Origin of the sequence: Pseudomonas sp. CMR5c, from assembly GCF_003850545.1 — a bacterium.
In the GTDB taxonomy this organism is placed as follows: Bacteria; Pseudomonadota; Gammaproteobacteria; order Pseudomonadales; family Pseudomonadaceae; genus Aquipseudomonas; species Aquipseudomonas piscis.
This window is the reverse complement of the sequence record NZ_CP027705.1, coordinates 1,341,949-1,368,353: the sequence shown is the minus strand read 5'-3', so window position 1 is coordinate 1,368,353 and position 26,405 is coordinate 1,341,949. Positions and strand designations below refer to the sequence as shown.

General features: G+C 62.6%; 32 protein-coding genes. All 32 read right to left on the bottom strand.

Features of this window, described 5'->3' with window-relative positions; translation table 11 throughout:
* Positions 1-31 precede the first annotated feature (31 nt).
* Positions 32-640: a tail assembly protein gene (locus tag C4K40_RS06240; protein ID WP_053135691.1), complete on the bottom strand. Its 609-nt coding sequence runs from the start codon at positions 638-640 to the stop codon at positions 32-34.
* Positions 641-704: 64 nt separating this feature from the next.
* A complete protein-coding gene (locus C4K40_RS06235) occupies positions 705-1,337 on the bottom strand; it encodes a tail assembly protein (RefSeq protein WP_053135694.1) in 633 nt (210 codons plus the stop codon).
* A 55-nt stretch (positions 1,338-1,392) separates the two neighbouring features.
* Positions 1,393-2,169, bottom strand: a complete 777-nt coding sequence (locus C4K40_RS06230; protein WP_085599321.1) for a C40 family peptidase — start codon at positions 2,167-2,169, stop codon at positions 1,393-1,395.
* Positions 2,170-2,171: 2 nt separating this feature from the next.
* Positions 2,172-2,855, bottom strand: a complete 684-nt coding sequence (locus C4K40_RS06225; RefSeq protein WP_053134540.1) for a phage minor tail protein L — start codon at positions 2,853-2,855, stop codon at positions 2,172-2,174.
* Positions 2,856-2,900: 45 nt separating this feature from the next.
* Entirely contained in the window at positions 2,901-4,961 is a 2,061-nt protein-coding gene (locus C4K40_RS06220) for a pyocin knob domain-containing protein (RefSeq protein ID WP_053134536.1), read from the bottom strand.
* A gap of 159 nt (positions 4,962-5,120) precedes the next feature.
* The gene (locus tag C4K40_RS31485) at positions 5,121-5,291 is read right to left on the bottom strand and encodes a hypothetical protein (protein WP_157064364.1); all 171 of its coding nucleotides are present in this window, start codon (positions 5,289-5,291) and stop codon (positions 5,121-5,123) included.
* The gene (locus C4K40_RS06215) at positions 5,257-5,643 is read right to left on the bottom strand and encodes a hypothetical protein (RefSeq protein WP_124421270.1); all 387 of its coding nucleotides are present in this window, start codon (positions 5,641-5,643) and stop codon (positions 5,257-5,259) included. The genes C4K40_RS31485 and C4K40_RS06215 overlap by 35 nt, the downstream gene beginning before the upstream one ends.
* On the bottom strand, positions 5,643-7,460 hold the full coding sequence (locus tag C4K40_RS06210; RefSeq protein WP_124421269.1) for a pyocin knob domain-containing protein: 1,818 nt from the start codon (positions 7,458-7,460) through the stop codon (positions 5,643-5,645). The genes C4K40_RS06215 and C4K40_RS06210 overlap by 1 nt, the downstream gene beginning before the upstream one ends.
* On the bottom strand, positions 7,457-7,795 hold the full coding sequence (locus C4K40_RS06205) for a phage tail protein (RefSeq protein ID WP_022643403.1): 339 nt from the start codon (positions 7,793-7,795) through the stop codon (positions 7,457-7,459). The genes C4K40_RS06210 and C4K40_RS06205 overlap by 4 nt, the downstream gene beginning before the upstream one ends.
* A 38-nt stretch (positions 7,796-7,833) precedes the next feature.
* Positions 7,834-9,249, bottom strand: a complete 1,416-nt coding sequence (locus C4K40_RS06200; RefSeq protein WP_053134532.1) for a phage tail tape measure protein — start codon at positions 9,247-9,249, stop codon at positions 7,834-7,836.
* Positions 9,250-9,306: 57 nt separating this feature from the next.
* The gene (locus tag C4K40_RS06195; RefSeq protein WP_031321344.1) at positions 9,307-9,561 is read right to left on the bottom strand and encodes a hypothetical protein; all 255 of its coding nucleotides are present in this window, start codon (positions 9,559-9,561) and stop codon (positions 9,307-9,309) included.
* A gap of 29 nt (positions 9,562-9,590) precedes the next feature.
* Positions 9,591-9,938: a phage tail assembly chaperone family protein, TAC gene (locus C4K40_RS06190; protein ID WP_022643399.1), complete on the bottom strand. Its 348-nt coding sequence runs from the start codon at positions 9,936-9,938 to the stop codon at positions 9,591-9,593.
* 8 nt (positions 9,939-9,946) lie between these two features.
* Positions 9,947-10,438, bottom strand: a complete 492-nt coding sequence (locus C4K40_RS06185; protein WP_053134530.1) for a phage tail tube protein — start codon at positions 10,436-10,438, stop codon at positions 9,947-9,949.
* 91 nt (positions 10,439-10,529) lie between these two features.
* Entirely contained in the window at positions 10,530-10,721 is a 192-nt protein-coding gene (locus C4K40_RS06180; RefSeq protein ID WP_022643397.1) for a hypothetical protein, read from the bottom strand.
* A 51-nt stretch (positions 10,722-10,772) separates the two neighbouring features.
* Positions 10,773-11,924 carry a glycosyl hydrolase family 18 protein gene (locus C4K40_RS06175; protein ID WP_256224158.1) on the bottom strand — a complete coding sequence of 384 codons (1,152 nt, stop codon included), beginning with the start codon at positions 11,922-11,924 and terminating at the stop codon, positions 10,773-10,775.
* Positions 11,925-12,011: 87 nt separating this feature from the next.
* A complete protein-coding gene (locus tag C4K40_RS06170) occupies positions 12,012-13,055 on the bottom strand; it encodes a phage late control D family protein (RefSeq protein ID WP_053134527.1) in 1,044 nt (347 codons plus the stop codon).
* Between the two features lie 58 nt (positions 13,056-13,113).
* The gene (locus tag C4K40_RS06165) at positions 13,114-13,320 is read right to left on the bottom strand and encodes a tail protein X (RefSeq protein ID WP_022643394.1); all 207 of its coding nucleotides are present in this window, start codon (positions 13,318-13,320) and stop codon (positions 13,114-13,116) included.
* Positions 13,295-14,140, bottom strand: coding sequence for a phage tail protein (locus tag C4K40_RS06160; RefSeq protein WP_022643393.1), 846 nt, complete (start codon positions 14,138-14,140; stop codon positions 13,295-13,297). The genes C4K40_RS06165 and C4K40_RS06160 overlap by 26 nt, the downstream gene beginning before the upstream one ends.
* Positions 14,141-14,149: 9 nt before the next feature.
* Positions 14,150-16,720 carry a phage tail tape measure protein gene (locus tag C4K40_RS06155; protein ID WP_053134524.1) on the bottom strand — a complete coding sequence of 857 codons (2,571 nt, stop codon included), beginning with the start codon at positions 16,718-16,720 and terminating at the stop codon, positions 14,150-14,152.
* A gap of 135 nt (positions 16,721-16,855) precedes the next feature.
* The gene (locus tag C4K40_RS06150; protein ID WP_022643388.1) at positions 16,856-17,161 is read right to left on the bottom strand and encodes a phage tail assembly protein; all 306 of its coding nucleotides are present in this window, start codon (positions 17,159-17,161) and stop codon (positions 16,856-16,858) included.
* 12 nt (positions 17,162-17,173) lie between these two features.
* Positions 17,174-17,683 carry a phage major tail tube protein gene (locus tag C4K40_RS06145; protein WP_022643387.1) on the bottom strand — a complete coding sequence of 170 codons (510 nt, stop codon included), beginning with the start codon at positions 17,681-17,683 and terminating at the stop codon, positions 17,174-17,176.
* A 12-nt stretch (positions 17,684-17,695) separates the two neighbouring features.
* On the bottom strand, positions 17,696-18,862 hold the full coding sequence (locus tag C4K40_RS06140; RefSeq protein ID WP_053134521.1) for a phage tail sheath family protein: 1,167 nt from the start codon (positions 18,860-18,862) through the stop codon (positions 17,696-17,698).
* A gap of 99 nt (positions 18,863-18,961) precedes the next feature.
* Complete coding sequence (locus tag C4K40_RS06135) at positions 18,962-19,495, bottom strand: phage tail assembly chaperone (RefSeq protein ID WP_256224156.1); 534 nt, start codon at positions 19,493-19,495, stop codon at positions 18,962-18,964.
* Positions 19,496-19,498: 3 nt separating this feature from the next.
* Positions 19,499-21,334: a phage tail protein gene (locus C4K40_RS31840; RefSeq protein WP_256224155.1), complete on the bottom strand. Its 1,836-nt coding sequence runs from the start codon at positions 21,332-21,334 to the stop codon at positions 19,499-19,501.
* Positions 21,331-21,936, bottom strand: coding sequence for a phage tail protein I (locus C4K40_RS06125; protein ID WP_053134510.1), 606 nt, complete (start codon positions 21,934-21,936; stop codon positions 21,331-21,333). Before C4K40_RS06125 ends, C4K40_RS31840 begins: the two co-directional genes overlap by 4 nt.
* A 1-nt stretch (position 21,937) precedes the next feature.
* Complete coding sequence (locus C4K40_RS06120; RefSeq protein ID WP_053134505.1) at positions 21,938-22,819, bottom strand: baseplate J/gp47 family protein; 882 nt, start codon at positions 22,817-22,819, stop codon at positions 21,938-21,940.
* Entirely contained in the window at positions 22,816-23,142 is a 327-nt protein-coding gene (locus C4K40_RS06115) for a GPW/gp25 family protein (protein ID WP_053134502.1), read from the bottom strand. The genes C4K40_RS06120 and C4K40_RS06115 overlap by 4 nt, the downstream gene beginning before the upstream one ends.
* A 4-nt stretch (positions 23,143-23,146) precedes the next feature.
* Positions 23,147-23,332: a hypothetical protein gene (locus C4K40_RS06110; protein ID WP_022643381.1), complete on the bottom strand. Its 186-nt coding sequence runs from the start codon at positions 23,330-23,332 to the stop codon at positions 23,147-23,149.
* Between the two features lie 43 nt (positions 23,333-23,375).
* Positions 23,376-23,966 (bottom strand): phage baseplate assembly protein V, encoded by a 591-nt coding sequence (locus C4K40_RS06105; RefSeq protein WP_053134500.1) that lies wholly within the window; start codon positions 23,964-23,966, stop codon positions 23,376-23,378.
* Positions 23,963-24,574 carry a hypothetical protein gene (locus tag C4K40_RS06100; RefSeq protein ID WP_246195900.1) on the bottom strand — a complete coding sequence of 204 codons (612 nt, stop codon included), beginning with the start codon at positions 24,572-24,574 and terminating at the stop codon, positions 23,963-23,965. Before C4K40_RS06100 ends, C4K40_RS06105 begins: the two co-directional genes overlap by 4 nt.
* Positions 24,575-24,669: 95 nt before the next feature.
* Positions 24,670-25,020: a phage holin family protein gene (locus tag C4K40_RS06095; protein WP_022642604.1), complete on the bottom strand. Its 351-nt coding sequence runs from the start codon at positions 25,018-25,020 to the stop codon at positions 24,670-24,672.
* 522 nt (positions 25,021-25,542) lie between these two features.
* Entirely contained in the window at positions 25,543-26,286 is a 744-nt protein-coding gene (locus C4K40_RS06090; RefSeq protein ID WP_083456938.1) for an XRE family transcriptional regulator, read from the bottom strand.
* Positions 26,287-26,405 lie beyond the last annotated feature (119 nt).

Below are 26,405 nucleotides of genomic sequence, written 5' to 3'. Positions count from 1 at the left end.
GGCATCGCAGGCAGGTGGAAGACGGGAATGCTTAGAGTTGGTCCTGGGCGTAGATGCCGGAGCTGATCACGGTGCTGCCGATGGTCAACTGGCCATAGAGCAGGCCCACCGGATTGCCCTGGGCCGTGGTGTTGAGTGGCCCGTTGAAGCTGTAGTTGGGGCGGTTTTCCGGGCGCTCCTGGGCGCCCAGGCCCTTGGGCATGGGCGCGAGCATCTGCGTCACGCCGCCCATCACCAAGGTCGCCCCGGTCATCATCATGGCAGTGACTGCCGGACCGGTGAGAAAGCCGAAGGGGTTGTAGTAGGCCACGGCCATCAACACCGCGCCGAGAATGGTCTGCAGGCCTCCAGCGCGCTTGGAACCACCGAGTACCGGGGCGATGCGGATCACCTGCTTGCCCAGGGGCTGGTGGATATCGGTCTCGGACAGGTTGCGCCGGCCGTTGAACACGGCAAAGCGCAGGCCCTTGTCGGCACTTTGCACCATGTAGCGCTCAAAACCCGGGAACTGCCGGAAGTAACCCATCACGTCCTTGAAGCCTGCGCTGATGGCCACCCGGTGTTCACGCCCGAACAGCCGTGCCAGGGAGCCGGACAGCAGCACGGTTTGCATCTTTTGTGGTTCTACGGCCAAGCCCATGGGGTTCTCCTGGCGATAAAAAACCCGCCGCGGCGGGTTGGGATGGACAACGCAGACCGCTGTTTCAGAGCTGGTCCTGGGCGTAGATGCCAGCGCTGATCACTGAGCTGCCGACGATCAACTGGCCATAGAGCAGTCCCACCGGGTTGCCCTGGGCCGTGGTGTTGACCGGGCCGTTGAAGCTGTAGTTGGCGCGGTTGTCGGGACGGTCCATGGCCCCCAGGCCCTTGAGCTGCGGCGACATCATCTGCATCACCCCGCCCATGGCCAGGGAAATGCCCATGCTGGCGGCGAAGGTCCAGCCAGTGGTGCCGGTAGTCCCGATCAAGGTTGAACTGCCACCCGCGGCGGCAATGCCACCGGAAAAATAGGACGCGGCCACCACCAGGGCGACGCCAATGATGGTCTGCAACCCGCCCGAGCGCTTGCTGCCGATGAGCAGCGGGGCAATGCGGATATCGCTGTTGCCGCAAGGAGCATGCAGGCGATCCTGGCCCAGGTTGTCGCGCCCGAGGAACAGCGAGTAGGTCACCCCGCGATCCTTGGATTCCATCAGGAAGGCCTCGAATCCCGGCACCAGCACGCACAAGGCGCGGATCGCCTCCGCAGCGCTGCCCACCGCCAACCGATGCACCCGGCCGAAGCGGGCTCCCAGCGAGCCGTACAAACGCACGACCCGGACTTTTTGCTGATTCATCACATGACTCCCAGGAAGAAAGATCCCCGGTTGGCAGCCGGGAAAGGCAACGGCCTCAAGCCGACGCCATGAGCTGGCGATGGCGCCAGATGCTGACCGTGACCTCGTCCCAGTAGCCGCCATAGGTGTCGCGCTTGCTGTCGCGGCCATAGAGGTGGTGCAGGATGGAGCCCGGCGCCGGGTAGTGCGCCGGCTCGCTCTTGAGCACGCCATCGGCCAGGTAGATGGCCGCGTGGTTGGGCACCGGCGAGCGGATCTGCATCAACACCACGTCGCCCTGACGCAGGTCCCCTACCCGCTCGAAACCGGCCTCGGGCAAGTGCTCCAGGTAGAGGTTGCCGCCCTTGTCCCACCAGCCGTCCTCGCGCTGGTAGTCGCCCAGTTCTATACCCAGCTCGCGCCGGTAGTAGTCGAGGATGATGCTCAGGCAGTCGTGCACGCCATGGGCGAAGGCCCGGCCAACCAAGGGTGCCTGGTAGCCGTTGGGCGCCAGCTGGGCCCACTGGCCAATACGCGGTTGGCCGGCGTCGTCCGCCAGTACCTGGACAATGTGCCAGGGCAGCCCGGAGGCCTCGCAGGCCACCCGATCCGCCTCGCTGGGCGTGGCCGGGTAATCCGGGTGGCTGTGGATCACCGCCAGCACCTCGCCGCGCTCCTCGGCTGCCGCGTAGTCCGCGGGAGCCAGTCGAAAGTGCTCGCTGGGGGTGGCGGCGGTATTGCGACACGGCACATAGACCCGCCGCCGGCCCTCGCGAATCAGCAACCCGCAGCACTCGCGGGGGTATTCGGCCAGGGCGTGGCGCTCGATGGCCGCAAGGTTCGCCTTGTTCATGTTCAGCTCCGTAGCAGGCCCGCCGCAGGAAACGAACCGTAGGGCAGCGGGTTGTTCTCGCCGAAACGCAGCTTGCAGCTGCTCAGGCGCCCGCCGCATTTATCCTTGGCGGCATCGGTGACGATCACGTCGTTGACGTCTGCCACCGGGCCGCCGTTGTAGCCACAGTAAGGGCCGCGATAACCGCCGCAACTGAGCCACCAGCAGACGTTGGCGACGATCTGCCGCCGTGGCAGCTGCACGCCGTTGAAGTCCAGGGCGCTAGACAGCTCGAACTGCACCACCTCGTTGTCTTCGGCGACTTTGCGCTCGACGTACCAGATGTCCGGCGGCAGCTCTTCCTCGGGGTCGGCCTCGGGCTGGCCGTCCAGGTACTTGCCCAGGGTCCGATGGCGAATCAGCCGGGCCCCTACCAGGTCTTCGAAATACAGCACCAGGGCGGTGATGAAACCATCGACGTTGCCCACCGACAGGGTCGGGGTCGGCTGCGAGCCCTTGCCGGTCATTTCGAAGCCCTCGGCCTGGATCGGCCAGGGGGAATACTCGAGCCCCTGCCAGAAGATCGACGACTGCTGGGGGTAACCGTGAAAGCGGTAGAGTTCGGCGCCGAGGCTGGTGGCGTCGAGCTCGAAAAGCTCCACCCACGCGCCAGGCTCCAGGGTCTGGATATCGGCCGTAATTGGCATCGTGTTTCCTCAAGGCAAAAGAAACCCGCGCGATGGCGGGTTGGTTCAGGCGGCGGTCACAATTACGCGGACTTCGCAGTTGGCCCAGGGCAGCCAGGTGGAAGCCCCGGTGTTCTTGTCGACGATACAACCGAGGTTGGCTCCATTGGTCATCTTCGCCGCAAACTGGTTAGCCCCCATATCGTAGGTCGTCAGGCCAGTCGGATAGGCGGGGTTCACATTGAATTCGTGCCTCAGCACGGTTCCTGCCGGGTACCCCGCAGTCACGACGGTCAACCGGATCTCCCAGGTGATCGTTGTCGAGATAGCGCCCAGGTTATGCACGAAGGACGACTGCCCATTGGCCGTAAACTTCCTCCAATCGCTCACCCATACCTTGGAACCACCGACTTGAGTCCAGGGCGACCACCCAGCCGGATCGTTCTTGACCCTGGACCAGATCCCCTTCGCCTGTAGTCCAATAGCCAGCTGGGTGATCCACATATCGCTGATATAGGTCTGATCGATAAAGTAGTCAGTCCCTGCAGTAGGTTGGTTGACTCCCGATCCATCGATCCAGAATTTTCCTGAACTCTTGGGCAAGTTGTTGGCATCAGCGCCGGACACCCGCTGGATAGAGCCGGTGACTCCATAGTCGCCGTGCTTGATGCAGGCATGCCACGGGCCGATGCTGCCGTTGATCGAGTTCCTGGAATAGACCGTCCCATCCGAGGTGCCAACCAACAACTGAGTCCAGTTGGTTGCGTCGTACATGCTTACGTCAACCATGCCCCACATGTTTGGAAACGGCGTATTGAGCGTAGAAGCGGTGATCCTGTATTTACCCGATGAAACGATAGCGTTCATGTCGTTCATTACGACGGATGAATCCTCACCCTGGAACCACGCGCCCCACACACCAGCTACACGCCTGCGATGGAAGACAGGCAAAGTCGAACCGACGGCGAATGTTGCCCGTTGCAGCACGTAATCGCCGATTCCGGCGTCCAGAGAGAAGACTTCGACTATCCAGTCCCCTGGCAGTGGAAGATTCAAGCAATTGGAGTCGCACCAGATCTCGGTCCTTGACGTGAGGTTGTTCAAGTCGACGTTGGAGTTTCGAGGCAGACGGGTCCCCTCCATCATGAACCGCTTCCACGTCTGCCAACTCGCGGTCTTGCGGCGGTACCACAGGTTGTCGGAATCATGCGAGGCCGCTATCTGGGATGCGTAGTCATCATTACCGGGCAAATGGATGTATTCACCATTGGCAATGGTTGATGGCGCGCCCTTATAGCTTTTTGTCCACCCGTAGATACCGGCTCCGATGGGAGCGTCCATATCTGGGGCTCCCGGACCTTCTAGCGCTCTGGCTCCAAGCCCGAAGTCACCGACTGAAACAGTAAAGCGCCACTTGGTCCAAGCACTACCAGACTTTCCACGGCTGTACATGCGGCCCGACGCCCAGTCTACAAACTGCTGCGCGCACGCCGTGGCGTTGCTACCAGCCTGTACGATCAGGGCACCGGTTCTCAACGTACCGTCCATGTTGAACTGGCCCACTACGTCACCGCCAGTGAGATAGTCGTTGGGGTTCAGGTTGTTACCTACATAAGCCGCATCGTCCTTGGACCCGACTCCAAAATCACCTTGTTGCATCAGCCGAGTCCACGGCGTCCATACATCACCGGCCTTGACTCGACGGAACATGACACCAACAGAACCGTTAAAAGCCAATTGGGCCGCATATTTGGGGTCGGCATTTTGCAAATGAACGACGTAGTACCCCGTCTCCCTGGTAGGCAAGGAGTTCTGCCCGTTTTGAGGGAACACAAACACAAATGCGGAAACAGTGATCCAGCTAAGCAGGCGCTCTTCAAGAGTCGTTACCGAATCTCCTAGCCCCCAGCGTGTAAGAATCGCTCGCACAGCGGGGTCGAGACCAGGTCCGGTCTTGTCAGCAAGCGCCTTGGTCAGGGCATCGAGCTTACCGATCTCAGTACTGGCCAGAACCGCTCGCTGATCCAGCTCGGCAAAGTTCTCATTGATGATCTGGGCACCGGTGCGCAGATTGTCGCCGGTGCCATCGTTGGGCTGGGCGCCCGTCTTGATGGTTTTGAGGGTCATGGATGAACAGCCTGCTAAAGATGGGTACTGAGGGGCTTGCCCTCTACTCGGTGGTCAGGAGCAGCCGATCAGGAGGCCAGTCCGACGATGGTCACCAGGGCTTTGCACAAGGCAAAAAGAAACCCGCACGCTGGCGGGTGGGATGGGCTCTGGCTGCGCCTAGATCAGGCTGCGGGCCTCTGCGCGTTTCTCTGCAACATCTGCCGGGAGTTCTTTGCCGGTCTCAAGTTTTCGCACCACCAGCCAGTCGGTCTGGCGCAGGTATTCCCGGGCCTCGTTGGCTTTCCGGTCCTGCTCAGTGAAGGTTTTCTTGCTCTGCGAGAAGTCCATGGTTGTCCTCGACGGTTGGAGTTACGGGGGGCTGTGCGGGGTGATCGGTGGGGATATCCACCGGGCCGGCGGTGGTGACGGTCACCGGCTCAGGGAAGCGGATGGCATCGGTGGCCGTGGCTTCGTCGTAGGGCATGAGTAATGTCACCGAGAGCGTTCCATCGACGGACATGACGGCCTTATCGGCGAACAGGGGCGAGTCGAGGGCCTCAAGCGAAAGTTCGTAGCCGGGCCGGAGCGGCGAGAAATCGAACGTGGAACCGTTTATTGTGATCGTGTACCCGTCAACGTTAATCGACTCCAGCCGCTTCCAGTCCGGGGCGTAAACAGGGGAAAACTTAATTTTTACCATTATCTCCACCTCCCAATGGCCATGTAACGTGGGTATCCGTCTATTCCTGAAAAGGCAGCATTGATACGACCAACAGTTTGGGTCGTATTTGACCATTCGTGATTCGCCCAGCACACACCGTTAGATGATGAACCTGTTGACCAGTGAACAATCGGAAAAGTAACAAACGGTACAGGAAAGGTATAAAAGTACTGTTGCGAAGTAAACAGCGAACCATTAGCAGCGCCGGCAACCCCTCTGGATGCGGACTCAAACCAACACATCATGGTGCCATCTGCATATTTAATGGCACTTCCGTTGGCGTTACTTACAAATTCTGGAGTTTGTCTAACCCATGGCTGGACACCACCGTTCACACAACCACGCGTCCACATACTCGACCCATCAGTAGTGATCGCCACCTGGGTCCAGTTTACCGAATCATACATTGTAGTTTGGCAAGTGCCCCATATGTTTGGCACGGGAATACCAGCTGTATTTGGATCAAAACGGAAAACACCACCACCGGTAAATACATTCATATCAGAAAGTCTTGGAGAAGCCTGACCTTCATGTTGTGTCCAGCCGTACCAAGTACCTGCTATTCTTTTGCGAACATATACCGGAGCATCAGGACCAAGGTTTGTTGCTCTCTGCAACACATAACCACCGTAAGATCCCCCCTCCTCCAGAGCGAAAACCTCGACGTACCAGTCCCCTGATACCGGACTATTCAAAACTGAACTATCAACCCAAAGAACTTGTCGACTGGTAACTGAGTTCAAATCGGTTACCACGCCAGTAAGCGAAGTGTTTCTAGATAGGTAAGTTCCGTCTAAGGCGACCTTCTTCCATGGTTGCCAAGTAGCTGTTTTTCTGCGCCACCACAGTTCATCCGACTCATGGGAGCCGGCAAGCTGGAAGCCATAGTTCGGGCCTCCCATCATGTTGATCAACTCCCCCTGCCGAACAGCTGGGGCGCCAGCATTGAGGTTGGTCCACTTATAAAGACCGGAAGCCTCTGCGCCGTTTAAGGTGTTTCCTGGAAGCTCCGGCAAGGACCTGGCGCCCAACCCATAATCTCCCCGAACCACAAATGCGACCCAGTCTGTCCACGTATTGCTCTGCATCGCTCGACTGTACTGGCGGCCGTTGGCCCAGTCATAGAATTGCTGCGAGCATACCGTCGAGTTGCTCCCTGCTTGAGTAACAACCACCCCAGTCAGCAGGCCGTGCGGGCTAATGTTGAATTGCCCGACGACATATCCACCAGTTCGGTACGTGTCCGGGTTGAGGTTTGTTCCCTGAAATGTGGCGTCCGCCTTTGCTCCGAGACCGAAATCGCCCTGCATCAGCACCATTCGCCACGCGCCCCATCCATCAGCAGCGTAACCTCGCTCCCACACTTGCCCACCCTTTCCTGGAGCGCGCCATACCTGCCGAAGGGTGTACAGCGGATCTCCCTCAGGTTTCCCGGTTGTAAGAACATCCAGGATGGCGTTTACGCGAGGTACGCCGTCCAGGGCTGGAGCACCAGCCAGCGCCGTGCTATTCGGACCGAATACCGCGTAGAAGCCAGGGGTTTTAACGTCGTCGATGGAACCGCTAGAGACGATAACTCGCTTGTCCGCTCCAGTGTGGTTCGCGCGATCGAGCAGCTCGGCATCCGACCGGTTTTTGGTCGCGCCCGTTTCGATCGAGCTGAGCTGGGCACTGACCTGCGCCGCTCGCTGATCCAGTTCGGCAAAGTTCTCATTGATGATCTGGGCACCGCTGCGCAGGTTGTCGCCGGTGCCATCGTTGGGCTGGGCGCCCGCCTTGATGGTTTTGAGGGTCATGGATGGAAGGCCTGTTCGAAGGTGGCGCTGAGGGTGTACATCCCTGCGCCCAACGGCGAGGGCTGGTAGGTCTTGCAGCGGTACAGCCCCTGTTCTCCCAGGGGTGGGGTCCAGTAGAACGGCGTGGCGCCGCGATGGGCGTCGATGAAGGCGATGATCGGCTTGATCCGGCTTTCGTCGCCGACGAAGGTCAGCGGCCAGGACTGGGTCTTGTTGTTGATGCCGTCCTGGACCACCTGCTGGTAGCCGTCGCCGAAGCGGGCCGACTTGAGGCGGAATTCGACGGTGCCCACGGGTTCCACCTTGGGCACCCAGGCGAAGGTTTCGATGGTCATGCTTTTCTCCGGGCGTGAGCCGTCGCGGCCGCTGGGTATCAGCGGCCGTTGATGACGGACCAGATCTGGCCGCCCGGCTTCAGGTCACGGGCGATCTGTTCGGCAGCGCCTTGTCGGGCGGCGCTGGCATAGGCGTTGGCGAGGTTCTGCTGGTTGGCGCCGGCTCCCTGGGCAGCGCCCTGGCCTTCGCCGACGTTGATGGTCTGCTGGATCACCACCTGCTGGTTGCTGGTGCTGCCGGCCGGTGCGCCCCCCAGCGCCACCACGCCCAGGGAACCATCGGCGCCCCGGCTCAGGGGCATGATCGCCTCGGGCCCGGCTTCGCCGAACAAAGCCATGGGCGCCAGGGTCGGAGCGCTGGCCACGGTGTTGCTGAAGACCCCGCCCTTGGCATGAGCGAATACCGGCATCGGCATTTTCGAAGTGTCAATCTGTGAGTTGAAGACAGTGGTGGCATCCCCCACCTTGAACTGCTGGGCAGCAGGAGTCGCAGCAGCAGAACCCGGCCATAGGCTCATCAGGGCCGAGCCGGCCATGCTGAACAGCGAGCTCAACGCCCGCGATGCGGCCGTCTTGGCCGCCAGCATCGCCATGTCCTTGAGTACCGAACTGGCGAAGTCGGAAAAGGAAAACTTACCCGTGGTGGCGAACTGCACGATACCCGCGCCCATCTTGTCGAAGGCGTTGGCGAACACGGCCTTCGACTGGGCTGCGGTGTTGTCGGAGGCGTTCATGTAGTCGTCGAAGGCTTCCGAGGCGCCGTTCTTCCAGTCCTGCATCGCGTCCGTCATCTGCTGGTAGTTACTCTGGATCTGCAGTGCGGTTTCGCTGTGCTTGGTCTTGAGCTCTTCGAGCCTGGTGGCGTATTCGTCACCCTGTTCACCGCCTTTGCCATAGGCATCGCCGGAGGGGAACTTGATCCCGGCCTGGTCGGCATAGGTGGCCGGCGCCTGGGTCGCTCCCTTTGGAAACTGGGCGTCCAGAGCCTTGCGGGCCTGGGCGTATTGCAGGTCGTTGTCGCTCAGGAGCTTGGCCCGTTCCTTCTGCCGCGCGCCCATGCCCACCTGGGCCGCTGCCAGCGCGCCGTCGCTGCGCAACTTGTCGAATTCATCGGAATACGTCGCGAGTTTTTTCCCCGATTTTTCCAGGGTCTGCGCGTAGTCGGTTTCAGCGCTTTTGTTCTGCTTGAGCAACGCCGCCAGGCTGCCCTGTTTCTTGATGTACTGGTCGACCGCGGTGGTGGCCGGGTCATAGGCCTTGCGCATGTCGTCGAAGGCACTGGCGCTGGCGTCCAGCGCCGAGGCGGACGACAGGGTCATGGACTCGGCGATTTTCTTGCCGGCCTCGTCGATCCGCCGCTGCATGTTGCGCATGGCCTGGTCGGTGATGCGCTGGGCCTTGTCCAGGGCCCGCTCCAGGCCGCTCAGGTCCAGCCCTTGGGAAGCTGTTGCCATGGGGTTCTCCGGGTCATGAAAACCCGTCGAAACGGGTTCGGGAAAAGTGGCCTGGAATCAGCGCCACTCGTTCATCGCGCGTTCGAGCGACAGGCCCAAACGTTGTTCATGGGGCATGAAGTCCAACAACTCCGCCACGCCCCCGCCCAGCCGGTGGGTCTGCAGCGCCACCAGGGCGCTGCCCGCCTCCAGCCGCCTACCGGTATGCAAGGAGCCATATCGGTCGATATAGCGTCCCCATGCCAGGGCTTCGTGGTAGGTCATGCGTTCCTTGGCTTCGGCAATCGTCCGGCCGCCGACTCCGTTCAGCACCAACTCGTGCCAGAACTCATCGGCGGCCGTCAGTTTTTTGCCGCACCGCCGGTGCCGTTGACCTCATTGACCGCATTGAGGATCAAAAACCCCAGGGTCGGCTCCAGGCCGTAGGCATCCTCGTAGCTCAGGGCCTCGCCGCCATCGGTGCCCAGTGCCACCGAAGCGGCGATGTAGCGGGCGTTGCGGCTCTGCTCGTTGTCGCTGTCGGCGAACAGCCGCTCGATGACCCCGAAGGACTGCCGGCGGATGTGCAAGGTGAAGGTGTCGGTCACCTCCTTGCCGGTCTTGCTGTCCAGGTGAGTCCAGCTCACCTGCTTCTTCACGGGCAGGGCATCGACGATGCCGCCCTTGGCTTTGAGTTGCTTGAGGTTCATGGCGATGCTCAGGCCTTCTTGATCCAGGTGGAGCCACCGGTGCGCTGGATGGTCACGGTGGTGGTGACCACGGCGTTGAGGGCGAAGTTGAACGGGAAGTCCGAGACGTAGCCGTCGAAGGTGAACCAGGTGCGAGTGGTCGGCAGCTCGAAGTTATCGCCCTTGGTGTTGACGGTCGGCGCGATGCCCTTGCCGTCGGACCAGCCCACGACCCACTTGATGCTGGTCTCGCCATTGGCTTCGGACAGCTGGTGCAGGCGCACATGGCTGGCGTTGGCCGGGTCGGCGTTGAGCCCCAGGCTGGCAGTGCCAGGGGTGCGCAGGCCTTTCTTGTAGCTGCGCTCCTGGGCGTCGAGGGTGGTGTCCTCGATCTGCTCGGCAGGCGCGCCGCCGGGCTCGAAGGAAGTGACGTGCTCGACTTCCAGCACGGTGTAGGGGCCGCTGCCGGTCACAGGCGGGACCAGGGCGAAGATTTGCGTACCTTGGGTAAGAATCGACATCGGGTGTTCTCCAGAAAACAATGAAAAACCCGCGGTTGGCGGGTCGAGGGTGTGTTGCTCGGGTGCGGACCAAAGGCGCCGGGGCCAGGGCTCAGGGAGTTGGCGAGCCATCCAGGTAGGGTGGCGCGTTGGGGTCCGGTTCACGGCTCTTGATCAGGTCCACCAGGGCCTGGTTGCTCTGCGCCAGCAGGCGGATCGCGCCGTTCAAGGCGGACTGGCCATCGGCCTGGGCCTGGAGGGCGGCGATCAGGCGATTGATGGCCGCCAGTTCTTCGTCATTCATGGCTGGGTGCTCCGTATCCATCGAAGGTTATTGGGCGAGCGCGGGACTGCATCATTCGCGTCCGCTGGGCAGCAACGCCGGGGCCTTGGCCAGGCCGGCCTGCAGTGCGTTCCAGAAACTTGCGTCTTCGTAGCCCATGGCCCAGACGCTGGTGCCGCCCAGGCCCAGGCGCCCGACCAGGGCGGCCTTGCTGCGAATGCTCTGGGCGTCGTCATACCAGAGCACCGGCTGCGCTCGCTCCGCAGTCCACTCGACGCCGTCGGCGAAGCTGTTGACCGGACCCCAGGTGGCATAAGGAGTGGCCGAGGGGGCGTCCAGGTGGGTGACGGCGTTGTGCTCGGCGATGATTTCCTCGTAGGCCGACCAGTGCACCCGATTGCCGATGCTGTAGTCCTGGCCGTAGGCCGCCAGCCCGGACAGCAGCTTGCCGGCCGGTACCCGCGTCACTGCGTAGGCCAGCAGCGCTTGCTGCCAGTCAAGCCCCGAGCCAGGGCCCGGCCAGACTTCACCGTGGAAGCCGCCGCTGCTCCAGCCCGGGCCGACCTGGTCGTAGGTCATCAGCTGGAAGTAATCCACCGCTGCTGCCAAGGCCCGGTAGTCGTAGCCTTGCAGGTATTCGGGCTGCTGGTCGTCGAGCTTGGGCGGCACGCTGATGATCAGCTTGCGCCCCTGGGCATGCAGGGCCTGGCCCAGGGCTTTGACAAAGGCGGAAAACGCCTTGGCGTTGCGCGGTTCAACCTGTTCGAAGTCCAGGTTGATACCGGCGAACCCGTTATCCCGGGCCAGCGTCACCAACTGCTTGATGGTGCTGGCACTCAAGGCCTTGCTGTTGACGATGGAGTGGGAAATGGCCGGGTCGAAAGCCGCGATGTCCTGGTTGTAGTCCGATACCGTCGGGTACAGCGGCAAGGACTTGGACTTGGCGAACGCGATGATCTGCCGGGTGGTGTCGTTCATGCCCTCCTGGTGCAACTGGCCGGTGACCGTCAGGCCGTAGGTGCTGCCCAGGCCCACGGCCGAGAGGTTGCGATAAAAAGCCTTGAGGTTGCTGTAGGAGGTCTCGACCTGGCCGTCGGTGTAGGCCAGGATAAAGGGCGCGGCCTGGGCCGCACTGGCCAGTGCCAGGGCGCAGCCGCCAAGCAGGCCACGCAAGAACCGCCGGATGCCTCGCGTCGAGGCCGGCTGGATGATGTTGGAATTCATGAAATCTCCTGCGGGTGAACCGCATCGGGAAAAAAACCGGACGTCCGCAAAGGGGCCGCCCAAAGGCTTGCAGCGGGCGCCGCCGACCTAGAGTTGCAGCACCTTCAGCGGCTTGGCCTTGGGTTTCGGCTTGCCCTTGGCCCGGGCCTTGCCCTGCTTGCCGGCGTTGCACTCCACCGTGGTGCTCCAGCCCGACGGGCTGAAGACCTGCTCCACCGAATCCACCAGGTACTCGCCATCCAGCCCAGCCTTGAAACCCTGGGCGTCGATCAGGCGTTCGGCGAACAGGTCGATGCGTCCGGGCAGATCCAGGCGTAGGGCCGCGGTGCTGCGGTTGAACGCCGCCAGGCGCGCCTTGGCGGCCTGCTCTGCCGCGGATTTGTTCGGGTAGATATGCCGGTCGGTGTGCACCGCGGGCACCCCGGCCGGGGCACTGTCGTTACCCAGTTCGATCACCTGCAGCTTGCCGCTCTTCTTGTCCTGGTGACGGGTCTGCACCGCCTTGTGGCTGCTGGTGTCGCCCAGGCGAAACTGATAGCGGCTCACCTCGTGGCGGTGGATGGTGACCTTGCCCAGGGCCTTGCCGCTGGCGCTCTGTCCCGCCTGGCGCGGCAGCACCAGCAACTTGCCTTCGGCGACCTTGGCGGTGCAGTCGTATTGCCGGGCCAGGCGGGTGATGAAGTTGAAATCGGACTCGTTGAGCTGGTCGACCCGCAGGACCTTGATCGCCACCGGGCACACCGGGGTCCAGCCGTTACGGGCCGCCAGGTCGCGGACCACCTGTTGCAGTGGCACGTCTTCCCAACTGCCGCTGCGGGTGGTCTTGCCACTGCCGCGCATGTCGCTGGCCTTGCCGCGGATCTCCAGGGTGTCCGGTGGTCCGGAGACCACCACCTCATCGACGGTGTAGCGCCCGAGGCGGGTCAGCCCCTGGCCGGCATACCCCATGAACACCTCGATGCTGGCGCCACGGCTGGGCAGCACCACCGCACGATCGCGGTCGTCGATGCGCAGCTCGAATTCGTCCGACTCCATGCCGGGTTTGTCCGAGGTGCGCAGGGACAGCAAACGGTCGTTGATCTGGCTGGTAATGTCCCGGCCATCGGCAACGATACGAAACTCTGGGGTCATAAAACGCCTCGCACTGGGTGCCGATCAGTAAAGGAATTTGCAGGAGCGAGACCAGGGTTCAGTCCCATAGCTGGACCAGCGCCTGCTCCGGCGCCGGCAGGTCCGGCAGCAGGATCAGCACCCCGGCCCGCAATGGCTGGGGCTCGTCGGCCAGGCCCTGGTTGGCATCCAGCACCGCCTCGACAGTGCCGTTCAAATGCCCGTAATAGTGCTGGCACAAGGTGTCGAGCAGATCGCCGTCAGAGGTTCTGCAAGTCGTCGCCATAGCTTACGAACTCCAGTGAGAAGGCCTGTTTGCGTGGAATGCCGCCGGCCAGCAAGTGGCCCTGGTCTTCGTCGATGCTGGTCAGGCACCAGGAGCCCAGGACCTCGCCGTAGCCGGTGGTCAGGCTCAAGGGGCGCAACTGCCGGCCGATGCTGCGCAAGGCCTGCAACTGCCCCAGTCCGCCCTTGAACCCGGGGAAGATCGCACCCTTGAGGCTGATGCGTTCGTCGCCCAGGCCCACCGCCTGCTGGGCACTGCTGCGCCCCAGGCGCTCCTGGCCAGTCCAGCGAAAGCTGGTCTGGCGCCGCAAATCGTCGAAGGCCGCCGTGTCCAGGTTGAAGTAATAGGGTTGGGAAGCAGCCCCCAGGGGTTGGAGGATCAGCAGGTGCGGGAACGGCTTGACCGCTTCGGCGGTGGGCGTTTCCTTGGCAGCGAACAGGCTGCTGGGAAAGATCGTGCCCAGGGCCGGGCTGATCTGCCCGCCAATACGGTTGATCGCCGCCCCGACCTTGGCCGTCTGCTCTTGCAAGGCGCCAAGGCGCTGTTGCACCTGCCCGGCTACCGTGACGGCCTGGTTGTACTGGGCCGCCACCTCGCCGACCCGGCTTTGCGCGGCATCGATACCGCGCAGGATGCGTCGCAACCGGGTGCCGACTTGCGGCCCGACCACGGGCAGGTTCTCCAGCTCCAGGGCGGCGCCGGTGATATCGCCGATGGCCCCGTTCATGGGCCCCAGCATCTCGTCCGCACTGCGCCGCCCCGCCTCCGCTGCCGCCACCAGGGATTGCAACCCCGATTGCAGCTGTTCCATGTAGGCCATGGCGTCTCCTTAAACGTGAGGTGCATCGGACAGCTGGCGAGCCGAGGCCTGGCGGCTGTACTCGTCGAACTGCCAACGCAGGTAGGGCTCCAGTTCCCGGGCCAGTTGCGCCGGGTCCTTGACATCGCCCTGGACGGTGACCGATATCGCCGGCGCAAAGCTGAACTGCTGCTCGATCGCCGGCGCCAAGGGGGCATTGAAGGGTTCGGCCAGGGTGCTCGACGTGCCGGGCGCCGGCGGCATGGAACGCACCACCTGGCCCATCAGCGGCGGGGTCTGCCCGCTCTTGAAGGAGTTGGCGATATCGTCCATGACCGGCGGGATGTTCTTGCCGGCGTCACGCATCATCAGCGGGCCGGCGGCGGGCATCGACTTGAGCGAGTCATCGCCGCCGAACATCGACTTGCCAAGGCGCCCACCCAGGGCATCACCGCCCCAGTAGCCAAGAGCGCCCCCTACCAGGCCGCCTACGCCTGCGCCAATGGCGGTTCCAAGCCCTGGGACGATAGAGCCGATAGCAGCCCCTGCTGCCATACCGGCCTTGGTTCCGAGCATGGCGCCTGCCAGCCCACCTGCGGCGCGACCATAGCCTTCGGCCTTTTCGTCCTTGGTCTTGGCATTCAGGTAGGTATCGGCAACCTGGAGACCCGCACCCAGCACAGCCTGCGCCACGTTGCCCCCGCCCTTGCCCTTGACCTTGGGCCACAGATACTGAGCCACCGTCTTGATCCCTCGCCAAGTCGACATGCCCAGGCTGGCCGCTCCTTGTGCAACCCGTCCCACAACGCCCGGCCTGAAGGCATTTCTAACCGCCTGGGCGGCTCTACCGGGCCAACTGCGGCCTGGTTTAGCGCCCCCACCCCTGCGTCCCTTGCCTCCTTTTTTGTCACGGCTGGTGTCGATGTCGTAGTCACCGCCACCCAGTGCCTCCGGGTTGGTCACCAGCACCTTCTGGATGAAGTCCGGATTGCCCATCATCGAGCCCCGGGCCACGTTGAACAGGCCCTTGCCGAGGGTGTAGGCCGCTTGCAACTTCTTCAGCGCCAGCAGGCTGCCGGCCAGGACCGTCACCCCCAGTACCGCCAGAGCGGCCTGGTTGGTCAGCTCGGTCAGGCCGTTCGCCAACCAGGTGATGCTCTGGCCCAAGCGGTCCGTGGCCGGGGTCAGGGCCTGGCCGAACGCCTGTTGCAGGTTGTCGACCGCGCCATCGGCTTCCTTCCAGATCTGCGCCGACGTCCCTCGGCGCTCGGCCTGGTTCTTGTCCAGCACACCGGAGGCCGTCAGCGAGTCCTGCTTGAGCTTCTGGTACCCATCCTGGCCCTGGGCGTAGGCCTGCAACGCGGCATCGACCTGCATGTTGACGAACAGGTTGTCGCCGCGCAGCGACTGCGCCAGGGCGGCCAGCATCGCCTGGGCCTTCTGCGGGTCGGTTTGCTGGCTGATCTGCGCCTGGGCCGCGGTCATCTGCGCGGCCTTGGCCGGGTCGGTGACCTGGATGTACTTCATGGCCAGGGCGAAGCTCGCCTCCAGGGTCGACATGCCTTTTTCCAGGCCGGTCTGCAGCGATCCCTCATAGTCGATGCCGGCCTTGGCATAAGCCGCGGCAGTGGCCGGTGAGCGAATCTCGCCCATCCAGTTCTTCAGGTTGCCGGCGGCCTGATCGGCGCCGTTGGCCGTCGACATCTGCAATTGCAACATCGACCCCACCTGGCTCACCGCATCCATGCCGGTGAGCTTCATTTTCGCAGCGCTCTCCAGCAGGTCGGGCAGCAAGCGGGCCATGTCGGCCGCCTCGAAGTTGCCCGCCTGGCCTTGCAGGGCCATGGCCTCCAGGGCCCGCTCCAGGGTCTTGGGATCGGTGATCCCGGCCTGCGTCTCCAGGGCTCGGATCAGAGTCGCGGTGTCGCTGACGCCGGCCCCCTGGCCAACCACGAACTTGGCCGCCAGCCCGGCATACTGCTGGGCCTTGTCCAACGACGTGCCATTGGCGGTCATCCCGGCTATGAGACTGGCGACCTCGCCGCGACCCAGCCCGGAGTCCTGGGAAACCTGGAGGACATTGCGCGCCAGCTGCGCCTCTTGCGGGGTATTGGCGATATTGCCCTTGATGGCGATGTCGCGGATCGTCGCCTGGTAGTCGGCGTTGACCTTGACCGGCACCGCCAGCACCCCAACGGCTTTCTTCGCCAGCTCGTAGCCGGACTTGAGGTCCGTCTTGCCCTGCTCGATCTGCCGCTGGCCCGTGGCCCTGAGCTCAAGGCCCCGGGCCGCACGGCCCAGGGCCTGGTACTCCTGGTTCAGCTTGCGTACCTGGATGCCCTGCTTGCGTAATCCATCCAGGCTACTGTCCAGCTTGGCCTGCAAGTCACCGACCGAGAGCGCGCCTTGTTTGCGGGCCTGGTTCAGCTCCCGGCGCAGGCGCTGGGTTTCACCGATGGCCGTCGCCAGCCCCCGGGCCTTGCTGGCCTGCTCGTCGAGCGCCTTGATCCGGTCTTCCACTGTCTTGGTGGCAGCAGCCCAGGTCGCGTCCAGGGCGCCGCCGATCTTTATCACTGTCGATACCAGCTTGTTGTTCGCCATTTGCCGCCCCCGTGGTGACAGGCTCAATCCGTGAGCCACCAGACCATGTCGCAATAGCGCATGGTCATGATTTCCTCAGCGCAAAAATGCAGCTCGCGAGCGAGCCGCTTCGCCGCCACCTTCATCACTGCCGGGTCAAAGCTCGTCGTCTTGCACCAAGCGAAAATAACCGGCCTGCAGGCGTTGGTAGTCCTTGAGGGTCAGGCCCTCCAGGTCCTTGCTGCCGACCTCGGCCAGGCTGGCGAACAGCATCAGCTCGCGCTGTTCGTCATCGCCGGCAGCCGCGCTGTTGGCAGCGCGGATATCACGCACGGTGGGCGCGCGCAGGGTGAGCTTGTCGCACTGCACGCCGTTCATCGACACCGCCTTGCTGAGGCTGATCACCACGTTTTCGGGGCTCAACACCATCCAGGACGGCGTGCCATTGATTGCTTCAGACATCGAGGAAGTTCCTTACAGGCCCAGGGCCGAACGTTGGGCGGCGAGCTGGTCGACACCGTTGATCACGCGTTTCATGCCCAGGGCATCGATCTCGTAGATCAGGCGCCCGTCGACTTCCAGCTTGTAGTAGCTCACGGCGACGTTGTGCTTGATCTCGGCCTTGTCGCCGGACTTCCAGTCGCCCATGTCGACTTCCTTGAGCAGGCCGCGCAGGGTCACGATCACCGGGGTGGTCTTGCCCTTGAGGCCCTTGAAGGCGCCACGGAACACGCCGTTGAAGGCGCTGCTGTCGGTCAGGCCGAACAGTTTGAGGGATTCGCGGCGCACACCGGTGGTGGTGAAGCCGGCCTCTTGCTTCTCCATGCCCATGTCCAGCTCGATGGGCAGATCCATGCCGCCGACCCGGTGCTCCTCGGTCTTGAGGGTGAGCTTGGGCAGGGTCAGGCTCGGCACGTCGCCTTGAAAGCTGATGCCATCGACGAACAGGTTCATGTTCGCCAGGGTTTCGGGAATCATTGCCATTGCTGCGGCTCCTTAAGCGGTTTTATCGAGGACTTCGGTCAGCCACTGGTTGGTGACTTCGACGCGGAAATTCGGGTTCTCGGCAGGCGGTACATCGGTGAAGCGGATGTTCCAGTACACCTTGCCCTGCTCCAGCTGGCTGGCGGTGTTCAACTCGGGGTCGGCATAGACCTCGAAGTTGATGATCGCGCCCTGGTTCTTCAAATCGCGCATGAAGGCCTGCAGGCCCTCGGTGACGTCCTTGACGTAGGTGGCGGTGATGGAGCGGTCCACTGCCCACTTGTGGCCGTAGAGGATGGCGTCCATGACGATGTCCATGGTCCGCACTCGGGTGACGAAGGCCCATTTGGGATCGCTGGACAGCGTGCGGTTGCCCCACAGGCGGAAGCCGGCATCACGAATGATGGTGGTGATGTTGGCGTTGTTCAGCAGGTTGGCGCGGCAGGTCTCGTCGCCGTCGAGGAATTCGATGGCCCGGGAGGTACCGGTGACCCCGACGAACTCCTTGTTCGAAGGCGAGGCCCAGAAGCCGTACTCGTTGTCGGTCCAGGCGAACAGGCCGGCGACCCAGGCCGAGGCCGGGGCATCGACAGTGGCGCTGGCGGCGGTGTCCCAGTACTGGATGCCCGGGTCGACCATGAACGCGCGCTTGGCGCCGAAGTTCTTGGCGTAGGCCATGGCTGCTTCATCGGTGCTGTTGGGGCCGTCGATGATGGCCAGGCCGCGCAGCTTGTCCGCCAGGCCCACCAGGGCCGTGCCGACCGCCTGGGTGGCACTGTGCTTGGGTGCCACCAGCAGGCGGGGCTGGGCGTTGAAACGGCTCTTGCCGTCCAGCAGCGCTTGCAGGCCGGTGCGCTTGCCGTTGGCCAGGACGCCGCCGATGATCGCCGAAGCCTGCTGCTCGGCATCCTCGACCTTGGTCACGCCACAGGCGACGATCACCGCCTTGGCCCGCTGGTAGATGGCCTGGCAAGCCTTGGTGATCGCGGCATTCGGGCCCCAGGCCGCAATGGCTTCGCGCTCGCTGGTGATCAGCAGCAGGTCGTTGGCCTTGGCGCTGACGCCCGGGCCCTCGGTGAAGGTGTCCACCAGGCCGATGATCGAGGACGTGGGCAGCGCGATGGTGCGCGCGCCGGTGTCCACGTTGGTGACGGTGACGCCGTGGAAAAAACCACTCATGGATAAGCTCCAGACATAAAAAAGCCCCGGATGGCGGGGCTGGAAGAGAAGACGGTGCGCTAAGGCGCGGATATGAAAACGCCCCGGATGGCGGCGCGTTTAGCGTATTTGCTCGGCGAGCCAGGGCGGCGACACCGGGCGCTTGTCTATCGAGGGAAACCCTAATGCCTCGGGCCAATCCCGCAGTGCCTGGCGATAAACCTGCAACTGCTTGTATTGCTCCACAGTGATAGTTGTCGCTCGTCCAACCTCAATTTCATCTCGGTGTCGTGCTACCAGCGAATCAGTGCTAAGCAGAATCCGGTCCCGCGACATGCGTTCGGCAGCCATCAGCTCTTCCGCTGTCAATCCGGGCGCGGCAGCAAGTTTCGGGAACCCCTTATCATCGCTTGTCAAAACAGAGCCGCCTTTTGCAAGTGCCCGAAAAATAGCGTCGTGATCCTCCTGCGAGATTTGCACCAGCTCATTTTCAGGTGGAAGTAGGCACGCAGGATTCTGAGCAACGATCAAGGGGGCGACTGCGGTTTGATCTGCCGGGGAAACCCATTCAGGATCAGGCACTTTAATCGTGCGGGCGCCGTGCAGAGCCTCATTAAAAAATGAATTCTGTTTTGCACAATAAAATAGATTCACTGACTAAAACCCTCTAGCTGTGACAATTACGACCAAACCATCCTGTACGAGCCCGGTCGCGGACCATTCTTCCATTCGTAGAGTGCACCCTGTCTGAGTGCCGCCGGAATAGACGGCCTGACCACAAAAGACGCCTGAGCCAGATGCCTGGCGAAAGCTGGTGATGACATTGAGGAGTTGCGTAGGGAACTGAAAAGGCCAAGTAACGTTGACAAGCTTTCCGTGGGTGAAGTCGCCAACAGGCGCCTCTACCCACTGAATAATTTCGCCGGTGTCCGCGTTCTTGGTCCAGCCTGCCGCACCAAGAGATGCCGTATCGCGTGGGCTATTGCCAGAGTGCCAAATCGTATGGGCAACGCCGCCCATGCTCCAGCCACCAACTTTAAGTTGGTTGTCGGTATCAAGCCCGAAGTTAACCCCAAAAGACCCCGGACGATGAAAGCTAAAAATTGCGGCACCGCCAGACCCACGAACTTCAATTCCACCAGAGCTTCCGCTCACTCCAGTGATTGAGCCAGATGCAAAAGAAATGCATGCAGGGCTTTCTCCGGGGGCCAGCGCCTGGCCTTTCTTGATGTAGTCGGCAGGCTTGAGGTCTGCGGATGTCAGGAAATACCCTATATCGCTGTTATCTACAGTCAGTCTTAACTTCGAACTCTGGTCATTTGACCATCCGATTTTTATCGCATTACTGCCTTGTCCGTGTCCTGTTCCTTGCTGAACCGGCGTAAAACCAAGCTTTTGCTGGAGGTTTCCAGGATTGAGATTTCCAGAACTCCATATCTCTTGCCACGCCTGAAGAGTTCCATTCACACACCCCCGAAACCACGCCCGGCTATCACCCGCCGCCACTGCGAACTGGGTCCAGCTTCCGGAGGGCTGGTCATAAGAGATATGAAGGACAGTTCCATACGTAGACCCTGGTGGACGATTCGCAGTTGAAGCATGAAAGCTGTTCAGTCCCGAAGAATTGATTTTGTCGAGATCATTTGAAGACTGCACAGCCTGAGCCTCAATGCCGCCGGCGAACTTCTTCATCGCGTCGGTAATGCCATAGCCCGCTAGCGTTGTAGCCTTTGCTGCCTTCCCCGCCAAAGCATTCGTCATAGTCGCAGCAAAGTTCGGATCATTGCCGAGCGCATCTGCAAGCTCTTTCAACGTGTCGAGTGCACTGGGCGAGGCAGCAACTAGCGCGGCCACCGCTTGATTGATCGCCACCGACGTTTCCGGCTTGGTGAAAGCATCGGTGATGCCATAGCCAGCCAGCGTGGTGGGATTAGCGCCACTGACAACGATGCCACGCTTGTCGATGGTGACCTGCCGATAAGTACCTGGCGTTTTGTTCGCAGGCAGCGCTGTCGCCAGCGAATCATCCACATACTGCCGGGTCGCAAGCACCACCGACGGATCGATCTTGAGCACGATCTGCGCGGTGTTCGACACGATGAAGTTCATGCGGATGATCTGGGTCTTGCCGGTGCCCTGGGCCAGCAAGGGCTTGAAGGTGGGAGCGCAGTTGGCCACCGCCACCAGGTCACCGTCGGCATCGAACAGGCCGATTTCACGAATCCAATGCCCACCGACATCAGGGGGGATCACCTGCTCGGTGATGATGACATTCGGGTTGGCGGGGTCGGTTCGCACTTGGTTGACCGGCGCCCGACGCCATTCGTTGATCAGCTTGGTCTGCGTCTTGTTCGGCACGGGGTCGGTGCCATTGGCATCCCCCACCGCCATCTCCTTGAAGGTCCAGGGAATGCCCAGGGCGGTGGCGTTGGCCTGCTTCGCCTCGCCCACCGCGGTGAGGGTGGCGAAGAACTGACTGTTGGAATCGATCATGGGTACACATCCAGGGTGTCTATTTCGTCAATGCACACGACCGGCGCCAAACGGCCGATCACTTCGATATCGCGAGATGCCGGGGGATACACGTCGAGCTCTTCGCCCTGCTCCAGGAAGATGCCGTAACCGATAGTCCCGGCGGTTTCCAGGCTGATGGCCAAGCCACTCATATGGCGGCTGACCGGCTTGGCGTCGTCGATCAGTTGGGTCAGCTCCTGGTAGGTCGCTTCGGAAATGCCGGTCTGCATCACTCCAACTTTCAGGGCGAAGGTGCCCGGCTCGCCCTGGGGCACCATCTGCCACCACTCGACCACTTCGATCAGGTAACCCAAAGGTTCCACTACCCGGCGCAGCGCACCGATGGTGCCTTTGCGGGCATGGATGAAGAACGAGGCCTTGATGGCGTTGCGCTTGACCGTCTCGGACCAGGTCGGGTCCCAGCGATCCACCGACCAGGCCCAGGCCAGTTGCGAGAGCAGGTGCGCCGGGCAGGTGTCGGGGTTGTACAAGGTACGCAGGACGACGGCGGTATCGCCGGTACTGGCAGCGGCCAGGGCGCGTTCCAGCGGGGTGGCGTTGATCGGCAGCAGGCTGCTCATGTCAGCCTCCCAGCGTGATGCTGTAGCCGGTGCAGTAGGCTGCCTGGGCCGGGGTCGGGGCGATGTCCTGCCAGTTGGCCAGGTCGACCCGGGAGACCCCGGCGACGTGCAACTGGGCATCAATGGCCGAGCGCGGCACTTCCAGCCCGAGGCGCCGGCGCGGATTGATCCAGGCCGCCAGCTTGCGCCGGGCCTCGACCAACGCGGCATCGCTTTCCGGCCCGGGGCCTTTCATGTGCAACACCGCATCGATGCGGTAGGGCAGCACCTGGGCGCTCTGCACCGTGACCCGATCGCCCAGGGGCCGCACGTCCTCGTCATTGAGGGCGGTGGCCACCGTCGCCAGCAGTTCGGGGGCGACACTGCCATCGCCCTCCAGCCCCAGTACGGTGACGGTGACGCAGGCCGGCGATGGGCTCTGGGCCGCGGCATCGGCCACCAGGGCCGAAGCGTTGCGGGCATGCAGGATGTAGCTGTTGCGCGGCCCGGCGGTGGTCAGGCCTTCGTAGGCCAGCTGGATGCGTTCGCGCAGGGCGTCGTCGGTCTCCTTGACCTCCGGCGTGGGCGGCAGCGCTTGCGGGTCGGCCGGGCGGATGACCAGGCGCTTGAGCTTGACGTTGGCCGCTAGCTGGTCGAGGTCGCTGCCCTGGGCGTGGGCCAACAGCAAGGCCTTGGCCGCATCGTTGACCCGGGCGCGCAATTGCAGGTCGCGGTAGGCCGCCAGTTCCAGCAGCTTGACCACCGGGTCGCTCTCCAGGGCGGCGCTCCAGTTACCGCCCATGTGCTGGCGGAAGGTCGCCAGCTTGTCTTGGTACAGCGCTTCGAAATCCAGGGCTTCCAGCACCTGTGGCGCCGGTAGCGCCGATAAATCCAGGGTGCTCATGCCGTCACCTCCAAAATCGCACTATTGCCCAGGTATTGGCCCGTCAGTTGAAAGGTGATCTGGCCCGCCACCACCGAAACCACCTGCACTTGCTCCAGCTTCAGCCGCGGCTCCCAGCGCAACAGCGCCCGGGCGACTTCGGCCTGTACTGCGCTTTTCCAGCCACCGGTCACTGGCAGGTCGACGAAGCGCCGCAGGTTGCTGCCGTATTCCGGGCGCATGCGCCGGCTGCCCAGGGGCGTGCTCAGGATGTCCTCGATGGACTGGCGCACATGGGCGATGCCCGACAACGACTGGCCGGTGCGGCGATCCATTCCGATCATCGCGTCACTCCTGCGCTTGCAGATCCGGGTGCTGGCCCAGGTAATCCCGGGCGAGGTTGTCGCTGGCTTCGACCGCGACCTGGCCATTGGCGACGTTCAGCATCCGCCCATCGGGCAGGACCAGGACGCGGGAGGTGTAGACCGTGTCGCGGAACACGACCGGGCCGGTGTTCTTTTTCTTGCTGCTCATGGTTGCTCCAGGCATAAAAAAGCCCGCGGTGGCGGGCGGTTGGTCATTGCGGCGTGGCAGTCGAGCCACCGCCGGGCATCACGCCCGGATGGGTATGGGTGGAACCGACGTTCACCCCGTTGTGCTGCAAGCTGGCGCCGTTGATCTGCACATCACCGTTCAAGGTGACTTGCCCGGTCAGGCTGATGGTGTCGGCCTTGGCCGTGATCGCGCTATCGGTGATCACCGCCGAGCTGCCGGCCACCTGGATGGTCACCGTGCCGCTGGGCAAGCTGATGCTGTAGCTCTTGGCCTGCCAGTCGTAGACCAGCGAGCCGCCATCGTCGAAGCGCCAGACTTCGACATGGTCGCGGTTGTCCGGCTGGGTCCCGGCGTTGCCATACAGCCCCGGGACGAAGGTGCCCTGGGCCGGCTCGCCGCTGGGACTGATCAAGGCCCCCTGCTCGCCCAGGCTCGGCGCCCGCCAGTGCCGGGCCTTGCCGGCGGCCTGGCTGTGCCAGCGCACCCAGGCGCTGGTCCAGCCGGCACCGTCGGACACGCGCACCATGGCGGCGGCCAGGTCGACCCCGACCACGCTGCAGGGAATGATCAGGCCGGCGAGCATGCGATCGTGAGTCGCGGCGACAAAGCTCATGCCAGTTGCTCCGGGGAGAAGTAGCCATCTTCGTGGCCAGCCCCGGTATCAGGAGCGAAACCGAGCAGCAGCGACCCCGGGCCCTGGTTGGCCCAGGGCCACTGTTCCTGGCCGAGGTACACCAACTGCTGCCATTGCACGGTCCAGGCCTTCTTGCGCCACGACTCGCTGGTGGCGTCGGCAGGCTTGGCCCGCACGCTGCTGGTGCCCTCGACGAAATCGAGGTTCCAGTGCTGGCAATGCAGCAGGTCGGCCATTTGCGCCGCCAGTTCGACCGCTTGCAAAGCTGCCCCTGGCAGGTTGGCGTCCACCAGCATGCTGGCCTCGAACGTGGCCTTCACACAGCTACGGCCATCGCCCGGATCAACAGCTGGATCCATGGCGGTGATGGCAAAGACGATTGCCGGCCTGGCCAGGCCATCGGGTGTCTCGGGGAACGCCTCCACCGCTCGGACAGCGGGCATCGCCGCCTTGATCGTGGCGGCGATAGCGTCGTGCAATATCGTCAGTTCGCTCATTGTCCAGTCCTGGAATCGGGTCGACGGCGATACCAGCGAGGCCCTGGCCCGCAGGCCGGCGCGCTGGTACCACTGTCGATCAAGACGCATGAAAAGCGCCGGCCAGCGCTCCACCGGCCAGGCACAGGCAAGGTGCACCCGCCCGGGCTTGCCGGCAGATGCAAATGGGGTTGATGAAAGGCCGTTCAGGATCGATCGGAGTGCGAGTCACGCTCGGGCACCTCGCACACACCGATGCGCTTGGCCGCCCAGCGCTCGTAGAGGCCGATGGCGACGTCGGCGCCGGCCATGGCGGTCAGGCAACCGAAGGCGCAGGCGGTCCAGATCGAGACGCCGGCGGCATACAGCAGCATGATCGCCGAGACACCACAGATCACACAGGCTCCAGAACGCAGCACCAGGCGTCGCAGCAGTGCCCAGCCACGGGCGCCCTCCTTGTCGGCACGCCACATTTCACCGGACACGCCGCCCAGCAGCGCCAGGACGATGACCATCCAGATCGGCATATCCAGCAACGCTTGTTGCTCGTTTGTCATTCAGGTCTCCCGTGTGGATTGGGGCCAAAGAAGCGGCCAATTGATGAAAAACTCGAAACGATGATTCAAGGGGTCCCTGTCTATTGGCGGCCCACGTTAGGCAGGCATTCCAAAAAGCCCGGTCGCCCGGGCTTTTCAGTAATGCAATCCTTGGTCTTTCGGCGCTACTGGCGCGGTACGGACCCATTTAAATTGTTCCTCCGACCGCGACCCCTGTCCGCCGGATAACTGCTTCTGGTGCTTTACGCTGCACACCCGGGTCAGTTGCCAACCCTCTGAACCGTCGAGGCCGGTTCATCGCTGCCTTTTGCTTGTGCCACTAAAGAGCGTTGTTGCAGCCGTTTTCGAACGGCTTGAGACGAATATTATGCATTCATGCATATGCAGTCAATGCGTAAATGCATTTATTTATGCACGCTTTTTGCTTCCATGCATGGAAGCCGCATAGGCATTGGGGATGAAGGGGTTTTGCGGGACAAAAAAAAGCCCGCTCAGGGGCGGGCTTGGTTTGCGGGTGGCGGGTTAGCGGGCGTACATGCCCCACCAGAAGACGTGACCGAGGATGCTGATCTGCTCTTCCTGGATGTCCTGGAAGCTGTAGTCCTCGTCAGGATGCTCATCGCGGTTGAAGCTGCGCAGGCGGATACCGGTGGGCAGGCGGTACAACTGCTTCACCCGCAACTGGCCATTGTGATTGATGGCGTACAGGTCGCCATCGACGATATCGCCAATGGCGCACTTGCCGGCATTGACCCCGACCGTGGCGCCGTCACGCAGTACCGGCAACATGCTGTTGCCGCGCACCGTGACGCACTTGGCCTGGTCGAACTGCACGCCGTTATGCCGCAGGCTGCGCTTGCCGAAGCGCAGGCTGGCGCGCTCGCTCTCCTCGATGACGAATCTTCCTGATCCAGCAGCCAATTCAACCTCACGCAGAAAGGGAACCGACACCTCGTCGTCATCGACGGGGGTATCGTCGTCCCACAGGCTTATGTCCTTGAGTTCCGAATGAATCTCGTCGCGCACCGCACTGCGGGCCGGGGCGATATCCACGCGCCCGCGCAGTTGGTCGGTGCTCACCTGGAAGTACTCGGCGATCTTGGAAATGTGCTTGTCCGAAGGATCGACGATCTTCCCGCTGAGGATCCGCGAGAGGGTGGATTGAGGCACACCAGTGCGACGGTGAAGCTCCGTGGGGGAGATTCCATCGCGATCCAGCAGCTCTCTTAAGACGGTAGAAACGTTGCGTATTTGCATAAAGCGCATATTGCGCGAACTTTCAAGGGAAGACAAATGCTGATTTGCATATTTAATGCATTTGCCCGACAAGCATAGCTTCCCCTGGCGCCTGCGAGGCCGCGGGAACCCGTGGTAACCTTGCCGCC